A 15622-nucleotide genomic window follows, 5' to 3' on the forward strand; every position below is an offset into this window, starting at 1 on the left:
AATGACGTCTAAGGATTTGCAGATGAAACTCATTATTCTCGACCGCGATGGCGTCATCAATCATGATTCCGATGCCTTCATCAAGTCGCCGGATGAATGGGTGCCTATCCCCGGTTCGCTGCAAGCGATCGCCCGCCTGAATCAGGCGGGTTATCGCGTGGTGGTGGCAACCAATCAGTCTGGCATAGGGCGTAAGTTGTTTGATATGGCCACGCTCAACGCAATTCACCAGAAGATGCATGCAGCAGCACAACAAGTCGGTGCGACGATTGATGCCGTCTTTTTTTGTCCGCATATGGCCGATGAAAATTGCGATTGCCGCAAACCTAAACCCGGTATGTTGCAGGAAATCGCCCGCCGCTATGAAGTCAATCTGAAAGGCGTGCATACCATCGGTGACTCTTTACGCGACCTGCAATCCGGCTTTGTGGTCGGCTGTATTCCCCATCTGGTACTGACGGGTAAAGGCCAGAAAACGCAGGAAAAAGGCGGGCTGCCACCGGGCACACAAATTCATCCCGACCTGGCAACCGTGGTCGATCATTTGCTTGCTTCAAATCAGGCTGACATCAAAACTGACATTAATATTGCGATCTGACTCTGCTGTCAGTCGTAATGAACGGAAATCTCATGTATCGCGCTATTCTTTTTATCCGCTCTTTTATTTTCATGTTGCTGATGATTGCTATCACGGTGATCTGGTCACCAATCAGCATGTTGTTCGCATTTCTGCCATATAACCAGCGTTACTACATTACGGCGCGCTGGAATGTCTTTGTGGTGTGGGCCGCCAAAGTCGTTTGCGGTATCCGCTACGAATTCAAAGGTTATGAAAATTTCCCGGATGCGCCAGCGATTATTTTGTCTAAACATCAGTCGGCATGGGAAACCATTTTTCTGCTGATGGCAACCCCGAGACCACTGGTCTTTGTCTTCAAAAAAGAGATTACGTATATCCCATTTTTTGGCTGGGCCATTTCCATGTTGCGCATGATTCCTATCGACAGAAAAAAAGGTAAAGATGCGTTTGCGCAGGTCGTCAGTACGGGCAAGAAGCGTCTGGCAGATGGTCAGTGGATCATTATGTTCCCGGAAGGCACCCGTATTCCAGTCGGTAAAAAAGGTTCCTACAAAGGTGGCGGCGCCCGTCTGGCAGTGGAAACCAATACGCCAGTAGTTCCGATCGCATTGAACTCAGGTGAATGCTGGCCGAAAAATTCGTTTGTCAAAAAGCCCGGCCTGATCACCGTATCGGTGGGAAAACCGATCTCACCGGATGGCTGCACAGCGGCAGAGCTGATGCAAAAAGTCGAAACCTGGATAGAAGTAGAAATGCGCGTGATTTCGCCTGACGTGTATAAAAACGAACAGAAATAAATACCAGCCTCGCCTGCCGTCAGAATATATCGGCAGGCGCGGCATCACAGGCGACGGTACTCAATGCAGCTCGCCACCGGCCACCACTTCTGGCGACTTCTGCGGACTTTTTCAACTTGGTATACATTGCGCACTGGCTAATCTCTTTTTTGTTGTTCCGGATAAAAGCGTGCAAAACAAGTTCAGTGTACTCAGTGTGTCTCGGTTGAAATGAAATCCCCGCTCCCATCTTTAGGTAAAGCGATACAACGCGCCTTGCAACTGGATTTATTCAGTGACTTTCTGGTGTCGGAACGCCTGCGTTCGCCGACACCACAACCTGGCAGCCCGGCAGCACAACCACCAGCGACCTTACAACCACCACCTCAGCTACCATCGGCAGAGACCGACATAGAGCGGCGAGCAGGTGATCTGCGACGCATACAGTTGCAAGGAACTTGGCTGACATATCAGTTGCAAAGATCGAAGCGACGCAGCATAGGCTTCCTGATTAACGAAGATGGCCTGCGCATCACCGCGCCACGCTGGGTCACACTTGCGGACATTGAAAAAGCCATTCATGAAAAACAAACCTGGATATTGCGCAAACTGGCAGAGCGGCGCGAACTGACAGCACGTCGCGCCCGACCGGTAATGCAATGGTGTGATGGTGCCAGGCTGCCCTACCTGGGCAATGAGATTACCTTACGCATCACACCGGCCTCTGCCAGCGGTACGCATTTCCGGCACGATGCCAGCGAGCTGATAATCAGCCTGCCCCATGACGCGAGCGAGCAGCAATTGAAAGACCGGGTGCAGGCGTGGTTGCAGCAAGAAGCCAGACGCGAATTTAATCAGCGCTTACCCATCTTCGCCGAGAAGTTGAATGTCCGTTATCACAGCATGGCCTTGTCGGCAGCAACGACACGCTGGGGATCATGCACATCGCAAGGCAAGATACGGCTGAACTGGCGACTGATCCATTTTTCGCCGCAGATTATTGATTATGTGGTCGCACATGAGCTCGCGCATTTGCGGGAAATGAACCATAGTCCGCGCTTCTGGGCGACGGTACAATCGGTCTTCCCTGACTTTGAAATTGCCCGCCACCAGTTGCGCCAACACGCCAGCGCTGATCTGCCTGATTTTTGAAAAATGGGGGGAGTATCCTGAATATTCCCCCTTTTATCCGTATCAACACAAAGACTTTTTGAATAAATTTGATTTACTCCCCCCAGTATATAAAGGAAAACTCATGCGCATTCTGCACACCATGTTACGCGTCGGTAACTTACAACGATCCATCGCTTTTTATACCGAAGTTCTTGGTATGAAATTACTCCGCCAGTCGGATAATCCTGAATACAAGTACACGCTGGCGTTTCTCGGCTACGGCAGCAACCCCGACCACGCAGAACTGGAACTGACCTACAACTACGGTGTTGAGCAGTACGACATGGGTACCGCGTATGGACACATTGCGATTGCTGTCGCTGACGCGTATGCGGCCTGCGAAGCCGTCAAAGCACGCGGCGGCAATGTGACACGTGAGGCTGGCCCGGTGAAAGGTGGCAGTACGGTGATTGCGTTTGTACAGGATCCTGACGGTTATAAAATTGAATTCATCCAGCGTATGTCTGAGGTTAGCCTGTAAGGTTCGCAGCAATAAGCCCTATTGCTGTACGAACCAGATCAAATAAAAAAGCGCAGAAATTCTGCGCTTTTTCCATGCGAGTCAAAAGACAAGCAGCGGTTCCGCTACCTTTGCTCAGGCTCTTTTTCCTGTTCGTCCGGACGACTCACCATCTGATTAATTGCTTTTGCCAGAAACAGCATACTCAGAATAAACAACAGTAATAAACCGGTAAAAATGGCCGTCCACATATGCAAAACTCAGACAAAAGAAAGTCTTTCTTTATAGCAACTAAAGACCTGTGAGGTCAATGAAGTTTCCTTGAATCAATTATTCATTGATTAAGTATTTTTCATTATTTAACCTTTAATGCCTGGACGTGTTTTGTGAGCGGTAAGACGATAGCCCGGCATCAGGCACTGAACCAATTCGCTAACAGCAATGTCAGCTAATGCACGCCAACAATCAGACGTGCCCGTAGCGGCGGAAATACGCAATCAGGCCGCTGGTCGATGTATCCAACTGTGCATCATTCGACTGATCGCCTAAAATCGCCGGCAACAAGCGGTTCGCCAGTTGTTTACCTAATTCAACCCCCCATTGGTCGAATGAATTAATGCTCCAGATTACGCCCTGCACAAAAACTTTATGTTCATACAGTGCCAACAGCATCCCAAGCTGGAAAGGATCAAGACCGGGCATCAGTATCGTGGTCGAAGGCTGATTACCGGCAAACACTTTATGCGGCAGCAGTTTCGCAATCTGCACCTCACTCAGCCCCGCCTGCGTCAACTCTTCACGTGCCTGTGCCTCGGTTTTGCCAAATGCCAGTGCCGCGCTTTGTGCCAGACAATTCGCCAGCAATGGTGCCTGATGCCCGGGTAAAGGGAAATCACTGGAAGCGGCCACCACAAAATCGCAAGGAATCAACCAACCGCCCTGATGCAATAACTGGAAGAAAGCATGTTGCCCATTCACGCCAATCTCGCCCCAGACGATGGGGTTGGCATGACAAGTTAACGCCTGACCATCACGATCAACCGCTTTGCCATTCGACTCCATTTCCAATTGCTGTAAAAATGCCGGCAAATGGCGCATAGATTCGTTGTACGGCAGTATCGCTGTGGTTTCCGCACCGAGGAAATTGGTATTCCAGATCGAAATCAGCGCCATCAGGACTGGCAGATTTTGCTCCGGCGGCGTCGTTCTGAAATGGGTATCCATCGCTTCCGCCCCCATCAGCAGGCGCTCAAAGCCATTCATGCCTATCGCCAGCGCCACCGACAATCCCACGGCCGACCACAAAGAATAACGACCGCCGACCCAATCCCAGATTTCAAGGATATTGCTATCGGGGATGCCGAACTCATGCGCTTTGGCCGGACTGGAAGTGACCGCAATAAAGTGCTTGCCAATCGCCCATTCCTCCATCGCGGCTGCCATCAGCCACGTACGTGCAGTATGCGCATTAATGCTGGTTTCCTGCGTGGTGAACGTTTTGGATGCCACCACAAACAGCGTCGTGCGCGGATCGAGCTCTTCGAGTAAAGGTGCCAGATGCGCACTGTCGAGATTCGACACGTAATAAAATTTCAGATGCGGATGCTGTAAAGCTGACAGTGCGCGGGTTGCCAGCTTGGGGCCCAGATCGGAACCACCGATACCGATATTCACAATATTCTGTATCGCATCGCCTTTAAAGCCACGCCATAAACCGCTGCGCACGCGTTCAACAATGTCGCGCATCTGCTTGCGCACTGCACGCACTTGCGGCATCACATCATTGTCGACTGCCGGAAACGCCTTGTAATCCATGTGGCGCAAAGCGGTGTGCAACACAGCGCGGTCTTCGCTGATGTTAATTTTTTCACCGGAAAACATGCGATCTCGCCAGCCTTCAACATCGGCTAAACGCGCCAATGCCATCAGGCTATCGAGCGCAGGCTGATCCAGACGTTGCTTGGAATAATCGACCAAAAGTCCTTCCAGCTCTGATGAAAAACGCTGAAATCGCTGGCTATCCTGTGCAAAAAGATCGCGTAAATGCGTCTTCTCCAGGCGCTTTTGATGTTCTAACAGGGATAACCATTCCGGTGTCAGCGTAATATTCATATCGTCAAAACCAATGTGAACTGAAAGTGAAAAATTAATCCGCAGTTACGCAGAAATTATGCAGCAGGCAGAAGGCGAGCCAGATTGACATATTGTTCAAGCGCAATCGTCTCAGGCCGCGCTTGCGGATCGATACCGGCATCAATTAACTGTTGCTCAGTAAACATCCCGGCGACGCAATTCCGCACCACTTTACGTCGCTGCGAAAATGCTTTGGTCACAACGGCTTCCAAGTTTTTTTGCTCGCACGCCAGCATTTCAGCTTTAGGAATCATGCGCACAATCGCCGAATCCACTTTCGGCGGCGGATCAAAAGCCTCTGGCGGCACAATGAATAACAAGTCCATGTGATAACGCCATTGCAACATGACCGACAAACGTCCATACGCTTTGCTACCCGGCGTTGCGACCATGCGCTCAACGACTTCTTTTTGCAACATAAAATGCTGATCCTGAACCAGCGGTGCAATTTCAGCGAGACGGAACAACAAGGGGCTGGAAATGTTGTACGGCAAATTACCGACGACCCGTAATTTCTTTCCTTCCGGTACAGGAATAGAGGAGAAATCAAATTTAAGCGCATCGCCTTCATGCACAATCAGCTTTTCGGGAGAAAAACTTTTCTTCAGACGGGCGACCAGATCGCGATCGAGCTCGACCACATGCATCTGCGGCACACCTTCGAGCAGTAAGCGCGTCATCGCGGCGAGACCAGGGCCGATCTCAACCATCGTATCACCAGCCTGCGGATTGATAGAGCGGATAATCTGGCTCAATACCAATTGATCGGTCAAAAAATTCTGACCGAAACGTTTACGTGGAATATGTTTCATGATGATGTTTTGTTTTTTGCCATAACAGCAGCGGTGCGTATCGCGACCTGCATGCTGCGGATATCGGCGTGTCCCACGCCTTTTGCAGCGAGGTCGAGCGCCGTGCCATGATCGACGGAGGTACGGATTAGCGGCAATCCCAAAGTGATATTGACGCCTAGCCCGAAACTCGCATGCTTGAGAACCGCAAGGCCTTGATCGTGATACATCGCCAGCACGCAATCCGCATCCGCCAGATATTTTTGCTGGAACAATGTGTCGGCCGGATAAGGGCCGCTGACATTGACGCCCATGCTTTGCGCCTGCTGAATCACGGGGGTGATGACGTTGATCTCTTCAGTTCCGAGATAACCGTTTTCACCGGCATGGGGATTCAAACCAGAGACAAGAATGCGTGGTTGCAACAGACCGAACTTGTCTCGCAAGTCAATATTGATGATCTGTATCGTGCGCAACAAATGTTCTGGCTGTATCGCCTGCGGAACGTCTTTTAATGGTAAATGCGTGGTTGCTAGCGCAACGCGTAAAGCTTGAGGCAAATGAGCGTTGGCTTCGCAGGCGAGCATCATCACAACTTGTGGTGTATGCGTTTTTTCTGCGAAATATTCTGTATGACCACTGAATTTGACACCAGCATCGTTGATCGTGCTTTTCTGCAAAGGGGCAGTAACGACAGCATCACACCAGCCTTGCTCCACCGTTTCGATAGCAACATCCAATGTATGCAATACCGCACGGCCATTACGCGGATCAAGCTGACCGGCAACGACATGCGCACTCAGCGGGCAATCAATGACGCTCATTCGATCTGCGGGGATGGCGGACAAGCCATAATTTCTGACTGCTTCGATCGAGACTGCCATCAGGCGAATGGCCGGATCAATCTCATTTGCCAGCATCGCCAGATAAGCAGCGTCCCCTATCAGTACTGGTCGGACTTCGTGACGTAAAGACCATGCCGCACGCAACGAGATTTCCGGTCCGATTCCTGCCGGTTCTCCTACCGTCAGGGCAATGACCGGCAATCTTGGTTCAGGCATTATTGATCTTCCCGGTATTCAACATAGGTACGGTCACGCAATTCGCGCAGCCAGTCCTGCAGCGCTTCATCCGATTTACGTTCGCGTAAAGCCTGACGTGCCGTCATACGCTGGCGGTCTTTAGACTGATCCTCGGTTTTACGTTCCAGCACCTGAATCAGATGAAAACCAAACGGCGACTGCACAGGATCACTGACTTCATTGATGGCGAGCTTATTCATCGCATCTTCAAACTCTTTCACGGTATCGCCTGGGTAAATCCAGCCGAGATCACCGCCTTTGGACGCGCTGCCATCAGCAGAATTGGTTTTAGCCAACTCTTCAAATGTCGCTGTTTTATTTTCTATCTGCTTTTTCAGGTCCAGTAATTTCTGACGTGCTTCCGCTTCAGTCACGATCTGATTCGCTTTAATCAGGATGTGGCGAACGCGGGTCTGCTGAACCGCCGCAACTGCAGGCTGGCCCTCACTGGCGGCACGCTTCCCGACCAGTTTCAAAATATGAAAGCCATTCGGGCTACGGACGATTTCAGAGAATTCGCCAACCTTGATTTTATTGATCGCGTCAATAAACAACTGTGGAATACGATCTTGTTCACGCCACCCGATATCGCCACCTTTCAAGGCTTCAGCGCTGTCAGAATAAGTCACGGCCAGCTTGGCAAAATCACCGCCAGAACGTAATTTCTGCACGACTTCTTCAGCACGATTACGGCGCAAAGCGATTTGCTCGGCAGTAGCATTTTCAGGAATACGAACCAGAATATGCAGTAAGTTGATTTCTTGCTTGCCTACTTTGGCACTGGCTTCTGCTGCCAGGAAATTATCAATCTCTGATTCAGTAATCAAAATTTTGCTATCCACTTCACGTTCGCGAATACGTTGCATCATGATGTCGTCGCGGATTTCTTCGCGGAAACGCGCAAATGAAGTGCCTTCACGTTCGATCTGATTGCGGAATTCCTGCAGATTCATTTTATTCTGCTCGGCCATGCGCTGTAAGGTACGATCCAGCATCACATCATCAACCCGCATACCATTTTCTTTGGCCAGCTGTAACTGGGCACGGTCAACAATCAGACGTTCAATTAATTGCTTCTTTAATTCGGCGCGGTCAGGCAAGGCGGTTCCCTGCGCTTTGAGCCGGCGCTCAACAGACACTATGCGCTCATTAACCTCTTGCTGAGTGATCACTTCATCATTCACGACCACGGCAATGCTGTTGATGGCTTGCGGTTTAGCAGGGGCTGAAGCCTGTTGCGCCAGACTGAACTGACTTGTCAGCAAACTTGCGGAAACGGCCAAAACAGAAATAAAAGTGCTTTGTTTCATGTGCAATAAATGTCGCATAATGTTCTAAAAATCTGGTTAAGCAAGGCGTCAGAGCAGCGTGTTCTGAGAGCGCAAAAGTTGCAATATACACGTTAGCTCTCATTTCACAAACAACCACATCCTGACATTGCCGCAGAGAAAATCGTCAATGACTTTTTTCTCGTCTAAACGAACGTCAATTAACGCTCACTAATCGGTTGATAACCGGAGATATTCCTTTTTAACGCCTCGATCGGGTTATTACCGATACCCAATCGCGCTAAACCGTTCAGTTCAAGCTGAATTGAAAAACCTGAATTATTATTGGTACTGTTCACCGCAAAACGCTGCGCGAGGAAGCGTAAAGACCAGCAATCGGCCTTGTATTCGAAACCAACCAGACCATCAACAACGCGCTTATCCATCAGAGAATAATTGCTGCGACCGACGGCATACCAGCGATTCGCAATCGGCCATTGTCCCGATATATCGAGCTGTTTCAATGTATCCCGTTGCAGGCGGTAAGACAGATTCAAGATTTTTTTTACTTCGGGTTGCCAGCGTATACCATAACTTGCCTGCACCGACTGATGGGTACTCTGATTCAACTGCAAAGCGGCGTCTGCCGACAAAGTCGGTGAGACTTTTCCAGATGCTGCCAGTAATAAGTCTGAACGACTCGGGCTGTTCACGTTATCCAGCGTCACGCGCTGGGTATTGAAATAAAAGCGTTGCCCCAACGCAAGTTTAAGTCTTTCCTCGCCATCCATTTCGATATAGCGGGAAACCAGTGCGGCGGTAATCTGATTGGCGTCACCGATGCGATCCTGGCCGGTAAAACGATTTTCACTGAAAATCTGCGCGAAATTGAAATCAGCTACACCACTGTCAAAATTAGGGAAAGCAGACTGTTCGCGATACGGTGTACGTACATAGAACAAGCGCGGTTCCAGCGTTTGTGTGACTTCTTTCCCCAGCAAACTGGATTGCCGTTCAAACACCAGGCCACTGTCAACAGAAAAAGTCGGAACGACACGGTGGAAATTCGGGTCCTGACCGGGAACGATATTGGACAACTGATAAGTGGTCGCATGCAAAGAAACTTTCGGCACCACAAAATAGCCAGGCTCAACCATAGGGAACGAGACCTGTGGATTCAGAACCAGCCTGTCACCACGGACTTGCGTGGGATGCCAGAAGCGCGTCAGCATTGCATCTGCGGACCAGTCAAATCCTTTCACATCATGCTGTTCGGCATGAAATTGCAGTTGCGGTAAACGATCATACGGCCGATCAATCGGTGCTGCATAATCCTGCAGCACCTGATAGTTACTGGCACGTAAATTCAGATTCCAGAACGATCCGGTATACGTGAAATTAATGTCGCGCAATAATAAACGCTGCGAAGTCTTGGTAATCGAATTTGAAAAATCCGACGGATAATTATCGTCTGACGCGTAATTCAGATTCCAGTTCAGCGCCAGCTCTGGCAGCAGTTGTTGCTGATGAACAGACGTCAGCGCATAGCGATTGGTATTCGTGACGCGATCATTATTGAGCCCCTCAAGACTGGTTTCGCCACGATAGGTTTCGCCCAGATAGCGCCCTTCAGCACCAAGCTGCAAGCCACGACGTGAAATCACCTTAGGATATAAAGTCAGATCACGATTCGGTGCAATATTGAAATAATAGGGTAAGGCAAATTCTGCACCACCCTTGGATGAAGCGCCGAAAACCGGTGGCAGGAAACCTGAATGACGCGCGCCTGACAACGGAAATGTCAGCGAAGGCGTCGCCAGAATTGGCGTTCCCAGAAAGTACAGTACGGATTTGCCTGCGATCCCTTTATCAAGACCGGTATCGAGGTCCAGTGTTTCAGCGCGCAAATACCAATCCGGATCAAGCCCATCACAAGTACTGTAAGTTCCCTGATGAATGAGAGAACGCTCTTCATCAATAAAATCGATTTTTTCCGCTTTGCCCTGCGCGTTGTTACGCAACAGTTTGTACACAGGGTTGATCACATTGCCGGAGCTTGAATCAAGCTGGATGCGAGCGCTATCCCCTTTGTAACAATCACCATTACGCTGCAAACTGACCTTCCCTTCGGCGTCGACCTCGTCTTCAAGAAAGCGATAAGTGGCCTTATCTGCGTTCATGGTCGTCGCACCTTTTACCACTTCAACATCATTTTCAAAGTGGATAAATCGCTCTGGCCTTCCCCACAGACGTTCTGACTGCACGGTTGTCGGAGCGTTTTTATCGTCGGCTTTGGTTTGATTATTTTTCTGGCGTAGTACCAGATCTTCCTCAAAGCTCTGAGGAGCTGTTGTTTGCGCCTGCGCCTGCGCAAAGAAGGCCGGTACGAGCACCGACACGACAATCGCGGGGATAGTAGGAAACATCAGCGGTGAGTGAGATAATACGGGTTTCCTGCGCATGTATTCAGAGGTCAGTAAGCGTTTTGCAAGCATGCTGGTCGGTATCATTCAGACAATCCGCCAGAAATCAGTCGCCTATTATAGGTGAAATGCTGAGAAAACCAGCTGAACAGTGCAGACAAACTAACTCTCTTATTATTTTACCCATGTCATCCACCGTTACACCGACGCAAACACCGACACAAAATCCCGCTTTGCCGGATAAAAAAGAAGAACGCCGCCTCGCTCTGCGTGAATGGCTGACAAATCTTCCGGATCAGGAATTGCTGATAGAAACGATGCGTCCGGCGTCCGCCGACGCCAGTTTTCGCCAGTTCTACCGGATTGACACAAAAAGTGGCAACAGCCTGATCGCCGTGGATGCCCCACCCGCCACAGAAAATTCAGCCGCCTATGTCAAGGTTGCCGATCTGTTCCGGCAAATGAATTTATCTGTACCGGAAATTTTTGCGCAAGATCTGACCCAAGGCTTTCTGCTGGTCAGCGATATGGGGCAACATACCTATGCCCATGTACTGAATAATGACACCGCTCATAAACTGTATCTGGATGCGATAGACAGCCTGGTCTTGCTGCAAACCCAGAGCCAGCCGGATGTTTTGCCTGAATACGATCGCGCATTTCTGTTGCGTGAACTGAATATTTTTACTGAGTGGTATATCGGCAAACATCTGGGTATCGCCCTTACAGAAACGCAAACTAAAACGCTGGACAAGGTCTTTGATCATCTGCTCGCCAGCGCAATGGCGCAGCCACAAGTCTTTGTACACCGCGATTTTCACTCGCGTAATCTGATGTGGATGGACAAAGGCAATCCCGGCATCGTTGATTTCCAGGATGCAGTATATGGTCCCCTTACTTACGATCTGGTGTCTTTATTACGTGACGCGTATGTACAATGGGATGAAGAAATGGTGCTCGACTGGGCCATCCGTTACTGGGAAAAGGCCAAACGTGCAGGCTTGCCGGTTCCGACCGACATCGACAATTTTTACCGCGACTTTGAATGGATGGGCTTACAACGTCATCTGAAAATTCTCGGTATTTTTACTCGCCTCTCACATCGCGACGGCAAAGACACCTATCTCGCAGACATTCCAACTGTCATGGAATATATACGCAAGACCGCACATCGTTATAAAGAACTGGTGCCGCTGTTGCGATTACTTGATGAATTAGAAAATACCGCGCCACAAGTTGGCTATACATTCTGAGGCGACCAAAATGAAAGCCATGTTACTCGCAGCGGGACGCGGTGAACGCATGCGCCCGCTGACCGATGATTGCCCTAAACCCTTACTGAAGGTGCGTGGCAGACCGCTGATCGTCTGGCACTTACTGAATCTGGCTAAGGCAGGCATCACCGACATCGTCATCAACCATGCGCACCTGGGTCATATGATAGAAGATGCACTGGGTGATGGTTCTCAATTCGGTGTGCAAATCCGTTATTCGGCGGAAACCAATGCACTTGAAACCGCCGGCGGTATCGCCCAAGCCCTGCCTCTGATCGGCGACGATCCGTTTGTCGTTGTTTCTGCCGATATTTACATTCCGCATTTTGATTTTAAAGAATGTCTGAACACGCTGGAAGACAATGATCCATGGGGCAATCCGCATCCAACAGATCAACGGGATATCGCCTGGCTTTACATGGTGAAAAATCCCTCCTTTCATCCGGGTGGCGACTTTGCAATGACGCTGATGGGTCTCTCGAACGAAGGCACACCAAGACATACCTTTGCAAATGTCGGCGTGTACCGCCCGGAAATGTTTGCCAGCATACGCCCCGGCGATTACGCCAAGCTCGGCCCGCTGCTGCGTGAATACATTGATGCAGGTCGCATCGGCGGCGAATTGTATCGCGGCGAATGGCATAATCTTGGGACTCCGGATCAGTTACATGCACTCAATGCGCCGTTGACGTTCAAGCGGTGAAAGCAATGCAAAAACACAGCCATGCCCATTTCCAGCTCCGCCGCCAGCGACTGATGGCGCTGATGCGGGAGCATGGCGGTGGTGTCGCCATCATTCCAACTGCACAGGAACATATCCGTAACAACGATAATCCGTTTCCATTCCGGCACGACAGCTATTTTTATTATCTGTCCGGCTTTGATGAGCCCGAAGCGGTATTGGTATTGATCGCCAATGCAGACGAAGAAAAATCGATGTTGTTTTGCCGTGAAAAAAATCCCGAACGTGAAATCTGGGATGGCTTCCGTTTCGGGCCGGAAGCTGCTAAAACTACATTCGGCTTCGATCTCACTGATGCCATCGACAATATCGACACTGAAATGCCGGATTTTCTGGCTGATGCGCGCACCTTGTTTTACAGCACTGCCGCCGAACCGCATCTGGACACGCAGGTACATCAATGGCTACAGGCGGTACGTGCCAAAAGCCGCACAGGGATTCAGGCTCCGGCCCATACCTTAGATGTGCGGGTACTGCTGGATGAGATGCGCCTGATCAAAGACGAGACAGAAATCGTACTGATGCAACGCGCCGCCAGCATCTCTGCAACAGCACATACGCGAGCCATGCGCAGCGCCCGTCCGGGTCAGTTTGAATATGAACTCGAAGCCGAATTACTGCATGAGTTTCTTCGTCAAGGTGCGCAAGCACCTGCTTATGGCTCCATCGTTGCCAGCGGGGCCAATGCCTGTATTCTTCATTATCAGAGCAACCGGGCGCAGATAAAAGACGGGGATTTGATCCTGATCGATGCGGGTTGCGAATTCAACAGTTACGCTTCCGATATCACGCGTACATTTCCAGCCAATGGTCGCTTCAGCTCTGCACAAAAAACCTTGTATAACATCGTGCTGGCAGCACAGCAGGCAGCACTGGACTGCGCGCATCTGGGCAGCCGGTATATAGATGGACATCACGCAGCCTTGCGCGTTTTAACGCAGGGAATGCTGGATACCGGTTTGTTGAATAAAAATAGTGTCGGCAATCTTGATGACGCGTTGGCAAGTCAGGCTTACCGGCGTTTTTATATGCATGGCACCGGACACTGGCTGGGGCTGGATGTGCATGACGTCGGCAATTACCGAGAAAGTGAACTTAGCGGCGATGAAAAGCCTTATCGTCTTTTGCAGGCAGGGATGGTCATTACGATAGAGCCGGGCATCTACGTACAGCAAGCACCCGATGTACCGAAAGAATTCTGGAATATCGGTATCCGCATCGAAGACGATATCCTGATCACTGCTGAGGGCCATCGGAATCTGACCAGCGCCACACCAAAAACGGTGGCAGAAATTGAAGCAGAAATGCGTACTACATAAATGATGAAACCAACAACGCACGCCATTATCAATGATGTCGACATCGCCATTTGCGGCGCTGGCCCTGCCGGTCAGGCACTTGCCTTGCTGTTGCATAAACAGGGTATCGCGGCAGACCGGATCGCCTTATTTGATGGCAAAACCAGCGCTCAGGCAGAGCAGGATGCACGCACAATTGCGCTGTCTGCCGGCAGTCAGCAAATTTTAGAGATGGCGGGCAGTTGGCCAGTCAAAGCAACGCAGATCAGCGAAATTCATGTCTCGCGGCGCGGGCATTTCGGACGCAGCCTGATCAAAGCCAATGATTATGCGGTGCCAGCCTTAGGTTATGTTGCGCGTTACGGCGACATCATTGCACCGATGCAAAGAGAGATCGCCCACGCCGGTATCCGGATTCACCGCCCCTTACTGGTCAGCAGTCTGGATGAAGCAGACGATCATGTGCGCCTGAATTTGCAACACCCTGTCACTGGCGACAACAGCAGCATGAGCGCCAACGTGGTTGTGCAAGCCGAAGGTGGCACGTTTTCCGATCAGTCTGCACGCACCCACCGCCACGATTATCAGCAAATCGCCATCATCGCACATGTCACCAGCGATCAGCCTTTGCTGCACCGGGCGTTTGAGCGGTTTACCGAACAAGGACCGCTCGCCCTATTGCCGCAAGAAGATGGTTATGCGCTGGTCTGGTGTGTGCGTCCAGCTGTGGCCGAGCAATTATTAGCAGCCGATGATCTGCACTTTAAACAAGCCTTACAACAGGCGTTCGGTGATCGTATCGGGCAACTGCAAAAGGCATCAGAACGGGTATCTTACCCGCTAGGTCTGAATGCGCAGGCACATGCAACAGCCCGCACCGTCAGCATAGGTAACGCAGCCCAGACTTTGCATCCGGTGGCAGGACAAGGGCTAAATCTGGGATTGCGTGATACGTTCGCGCTGGCGCGTTGCCTGAGCCGCCATGCGCATCAACTGGATCAGCCAGCGGCGACATTGGAACAATTCATCCGGCAAAGGCAAGCCGACCGCAACATCACGATACGCCTGACCGATACGCTGGCTCGCATCTTTGCCAGTACGCCAGATGGCTCACTGATGCAATCGCTGCTGGGCTTGGGTCTTAGTGTCGTCGATATATACAAACCAGCACGCGATGTGCTGGCCGGACATATGATGTACGGCTGGCGCGAATAAGGCGGATTAGTGCTGATCAGGTCTGATATTCGCATTGATTGCCTTACGGGGTTTTTAACGCAGTGCTTTTTTTAAACAGGCTATAATCCGCCCCTGTATTGCCAATATTTAAGGAAACACCATGAAATTACGCACGAAAAGACGCGCACTGAATTACAGCCGTTTATACAACCACCAGCTCGCCACTGTGCTGGAAGCAGCCTACGAAGATTTCCGCGTCAGCTTTGCAAAAGACGGCGAATCCCTTTCTGAATCACTCGATTCCCTGCAAAAGCTTGGTGCCAGTTATCGCCATTTCAGGAAATTTGCACTGCGTTTTTCCTTCGCACGCTAATCCAGATTTGCGTCGCCATCCGAAGGGCAATACGCCCTTCGTCAACCGTATCTCTGCGTTCCCCCCTTAATCT

Annotated in this window: 15 protein-coding genes; 9 read left to right on the top strand and 6 right to left on the bottom strand. The window is 50.6% G+C overall.

Annotated elements, in window-relative coordinates; genetic code table 11:
- The first annotated feature begins 22 nt into the window (after positions 1 to 22).
- From gmhB to gloA, 4 genes are all read left to right on the top strand, one after another.
- The gene (gene gmhB, locus H8K29_RS06910) at positions 23 to 598 is read left to right on the top strand and encodes a D-glycero-beta-D-manno-heptose 1,7-bisphosphate 7-phosphatase (protein ID WP_186896975.1); all 576 of its coding nucleotides are present in this window, start codon (positions 23 to 25) and stop codon (positions 596 to 598) included.
- A gap of 32 nt (positions 599 to 630) precedes the next feature.
- Positions 631 to 1377 carry a 1-acyl-sn-glycerol-3-phosphate acyltransferase gene (locus H8K29_RS06915; protein ID WP_186896976.1) on the top strand — a complete coding sequence of 249 codons (747 nt, stop codon included), beginning with the start codon at positions 631 to 633 and terminating at the stop codon, positions 1375 to 1377.
- 210 nt (positions 1378 to 1587) lie between these two features.
- Positions 1588 to 2508, top strand: coding sequence for a M48 family metallopeptidase (locus H8K29_RS06920; RefSeq protein WP_186896977.1), 921 nt, complete (start codon positions 1588 to 1590; stop codon positions 2506 to 2508).
- A gap of 103 nt (positions 2509 to 2611) precedes the next feature.
- Positions 2612 to 3010 carry a lactoylglutathione lyase gene (gene gloA, locus H8K29_RS06925; RefSeq protein ID WP_186896978.1) on the top strand — a complete coding sequence of 133 codons (399 nt, stop codon included), beginning with the start codon at positions 2612 to 2614 and terminating at the stop codon, positions 3008 to 3010.
- A 104-nt stretch (positions 3011 to 3114) separates the two neighbouring features.
- Here the strand turns inward: gloA and H8K29_RS17905 are convergent, their stop codons facing one another.
- The 6 genes from H8K29_RS17905 to H8K29_RS06950 all read right to left on the bottom strand — a co-directional run bounded on the left by H8K29_RS17905 (position 3115) and on the right by H8K29_RS06950 (position 10773).
- Entirely contained in the window at positions 3115 to 3240 is a 126-nt protein-coding gene (locus H8K29_RS17905; RefSeq protein ID WP_255422771.1) for a hypothetical protein, read from the bottom strand.
- Positions 3241 to 3454: 214 nt separating this feature from the next.
- The gene (gene pgi, locus H8K29_RS06930) at positions 3455 to 5101 is read right to left on the bottom strand and encodes a glucose-6-phosphate isomerase (RefSeq protein ID WP_186896979.1); all 1647 of its coding nucleotides are present in this window, start codon (positions 5099 to 5101) and stop codon (positions 3455 to 3457) included.
- Positions 5102 to 5157: 56 nt separating this feature from the next.
- Complete coding sequence (gene rsmA, locus H8K29_RS06935; protein WP_186882936.1) at positions 5158 to 5934, bottom strand: 16S rRNA (adenine(1518)-N(6)/adenine(1519)-N(6))-dimethyltransferase RsmA; 777 nt, start codon at positions 5932 to 5934, stop codon at positions 5158 to 5160.
- Positions 5931 to 6974, bottom strand: coding sequence for a 4-hydroxythreonine-4-phosphate dehydrogenase PdxA (pdxA, locus tag H8K29_RS06940; protein WP_186896980.1), 1044 nt, complete (start codon positions 6972 to 6974; stop codon positions 5931 to 5933). Before pdxA ends, rsmA begins: the two co-directional genes overlap by 4 nt.
- Complete coding sequence (locus H8K29_RS06945) at positions 6974 to 8305, bottom strand: peptidylprolyl isomerase (protein ID WP_186896981.1); 1332 nt, start codon at positions 8303 to 8305, stop codon at positions 6974 to 6976. The genes pdxA and H8K29_RS06945 overlap by 1 nt, the downstream gene beginning before the upstream one ends.
- Positions 8306 to 8484: 179 nt before the next feature.
- Entirely contained in the window at positions 8485 to 10773 is a 2289-nt protein-coding gene (locus H8K29_RS06950; protein ID WP_255423286.1) for an LPS-assembly protein LptD, read from the bottom strand.
- Positions 10774 to 10871: 98 nt separating this feature from the next.
- Between H8K29_RS06950 and H8K29_RS06955 the strand changes: the two genes are divergently transcribed.
- The 5 genes from H8K29_RS06955 (at position 10872) to H8K29_RS06975 (ending at position 15549) form a co-directional block, all read left to right on the top strand.
- Positions 10872 to 11939 (top strand): aminoglycoside phosphotransferase family protein, encoded by a 1068-nt coding sequence (locus H8K29_RS06955; protein WP_186896982.1) that lies wholly within the window; start codon positions 10872 to 10874, stop codon positions 11937 to 11939.
- A 10-nt stretch (positions 11940 to 11949) separates the two neighbouring features.
- On the top strand, positions 11950 to 12663 hold the full coding sequence (gene murU, locus H8K29_RS06960) for an N-acetylmuramate alpha-1-phosphate uridylyltransferase MurU (RefSeq protein ID WP_186896983.1): 714 nt from the start codon (positions 11950 to 11952) through the stop codon (positions 12661 to 12663).
- Between the two features lie 5 nt (positions 12664 to 12668).
- Complete coding sequence (locus H8K29_RS06965) at positions 12669 to 14021, top strand: aminopeptidase P N-terminal domain-containing protein (RefSeq protein ID WP_186896984.1); 1353 nt, start codon at positions 12669 to 12671, stop codon at positions 14019 to 14021.
- Complete coding sequence (locus H8K29_RS06970; RefSeq protein ID WP_255423287.1) at positions 14022 to 15215, top strand: FAD-dependent monooxygenase; 1194 nt, start codon at positions 14022 to 14024, stop codon at positions 15213 to 15215. It abuts the gene before it with no gap.
- A 121-nt stretch (positions 15216 to 15336) separates the two neighbouring features.
- A complete protein-coding gene (locus H8K29_RS06975) occupies positions 15337 to 15549 on the top strand; it encodes a hypothetical protein (RefSeq protein WP_186882930.1) in 213 nt (70 codons plus the stop codon).
- Positions 15550 to 15622 lie beyond the last annotated feature (73 nt).

Source organism: Undibacterium sp. CY21W (assembly GCF_014284265.1).
GTDB lineage: Bacteria > Pseudomonadota > Gammaproteobacteria > Burkholderiales > Burkholderiaceae_D > Undibacterium > Undibacterium aquatile.

Bases quoted from the DNA above. Each gene is read 5' to 3' on its own strand.
- H8K29_RS06970 (WP_255423287.1), top strand. From the start codon at position 14,022: ATGATGAAACCAACAACGCACGCCATTATCAATGATGTCGACATCGCC.
- H8K29_RS06950 (WP_255423286.1), bottom strand. From the start codon at position 10,773: ATGATACCGACCAGCATGCTTGCAAAACGCTTACTGACCTCTGAATAC.
- pgi (WP_186896979.1), bottom strand. From the start codon at position 5,101: ATGAATATTACGCTGACACCGGAATGGTTATCCCTGTTAGAACATCAA.
- H8K29_RS06965 (WP_186896984.1), top strand. From the start codon at position 12,669: ATGCAAAAACACAGCCATGCCCATTTCCAGCTCCGCCGCCAGCGACTG.
- rsmA (WP_186882936.1), bottom strand. From the start codon at position 5,934: ATGAAACATATTCCACGTAAACGTTTCGGTCAGAATTTTTTGACCGAT.
- H8K29_RS06945 (WP_186896981.1), bottom strand. From the start codon at position 8,305: ATGAAACAAAGCACTTTTATTTCTGTTTTGGCCGTTTCCGCAAGTTTG.
- H8K29_RS06975 (WP_186882930.1), top strand. From the start codon at position 15,337: ATGAAATTACGCACGAAAAGACGCGCACTGAATTACAGCCGTTTATAC.
- gmhB (WP_186896975.1), top strand. From the start codon at position 23: ATGAAACTCATTATTCTCGACCGCGATGGCGTCATCAATCATGATTCC.
- murU (WP_186896983.1), top strand. From the start codon at position 11,950: ATGAAAGCCATGTTACTCGCAGCGGGACGCGGTGAACGCATGCGCCCG.
- H8K29_RS17905 (WP_255422771.1), bottom strand. From the start codon at position 3,240: ATGTGGACGGCCATTTTTACCGGTTTATTACTGTTGTTTATTCTGAGT.
- H8K29_RS06915 (WP_186896976.1), top strand. From the start codon at position 631: ATGTATCGCGCTATTCTTTTTATCCGCTCTTTTATTTTCATGTTGCTG.
- gloA (WP_186896978.1), top strand. From the start codon at position 2,612: ATGCGCATTCTGCACACCATGTTACGCGTCGGTAACTTACAACGATCC.
- H8K29_RS06920 (WP_186896977.1), top strand. From the start codon at position 1,588: ATGAAATCCCCGCTCCCATCTTTAGGTAAAGCGATACAACGCGCCTTG.
- pdxA (WP_186896980.1), bottom strand. From the start codon at position 6,974: ATGCCTGAACCAAGATTGCCGGTCATTGCCCTGACGGTAGGAGAACCG.
- H8K29_RS06955 (WP_186896982.1), top strand. From the start codon at position 10,872: ATGTCATCCACCGTTACACCGACGCAAACACCGACACAAAATCCCGCT.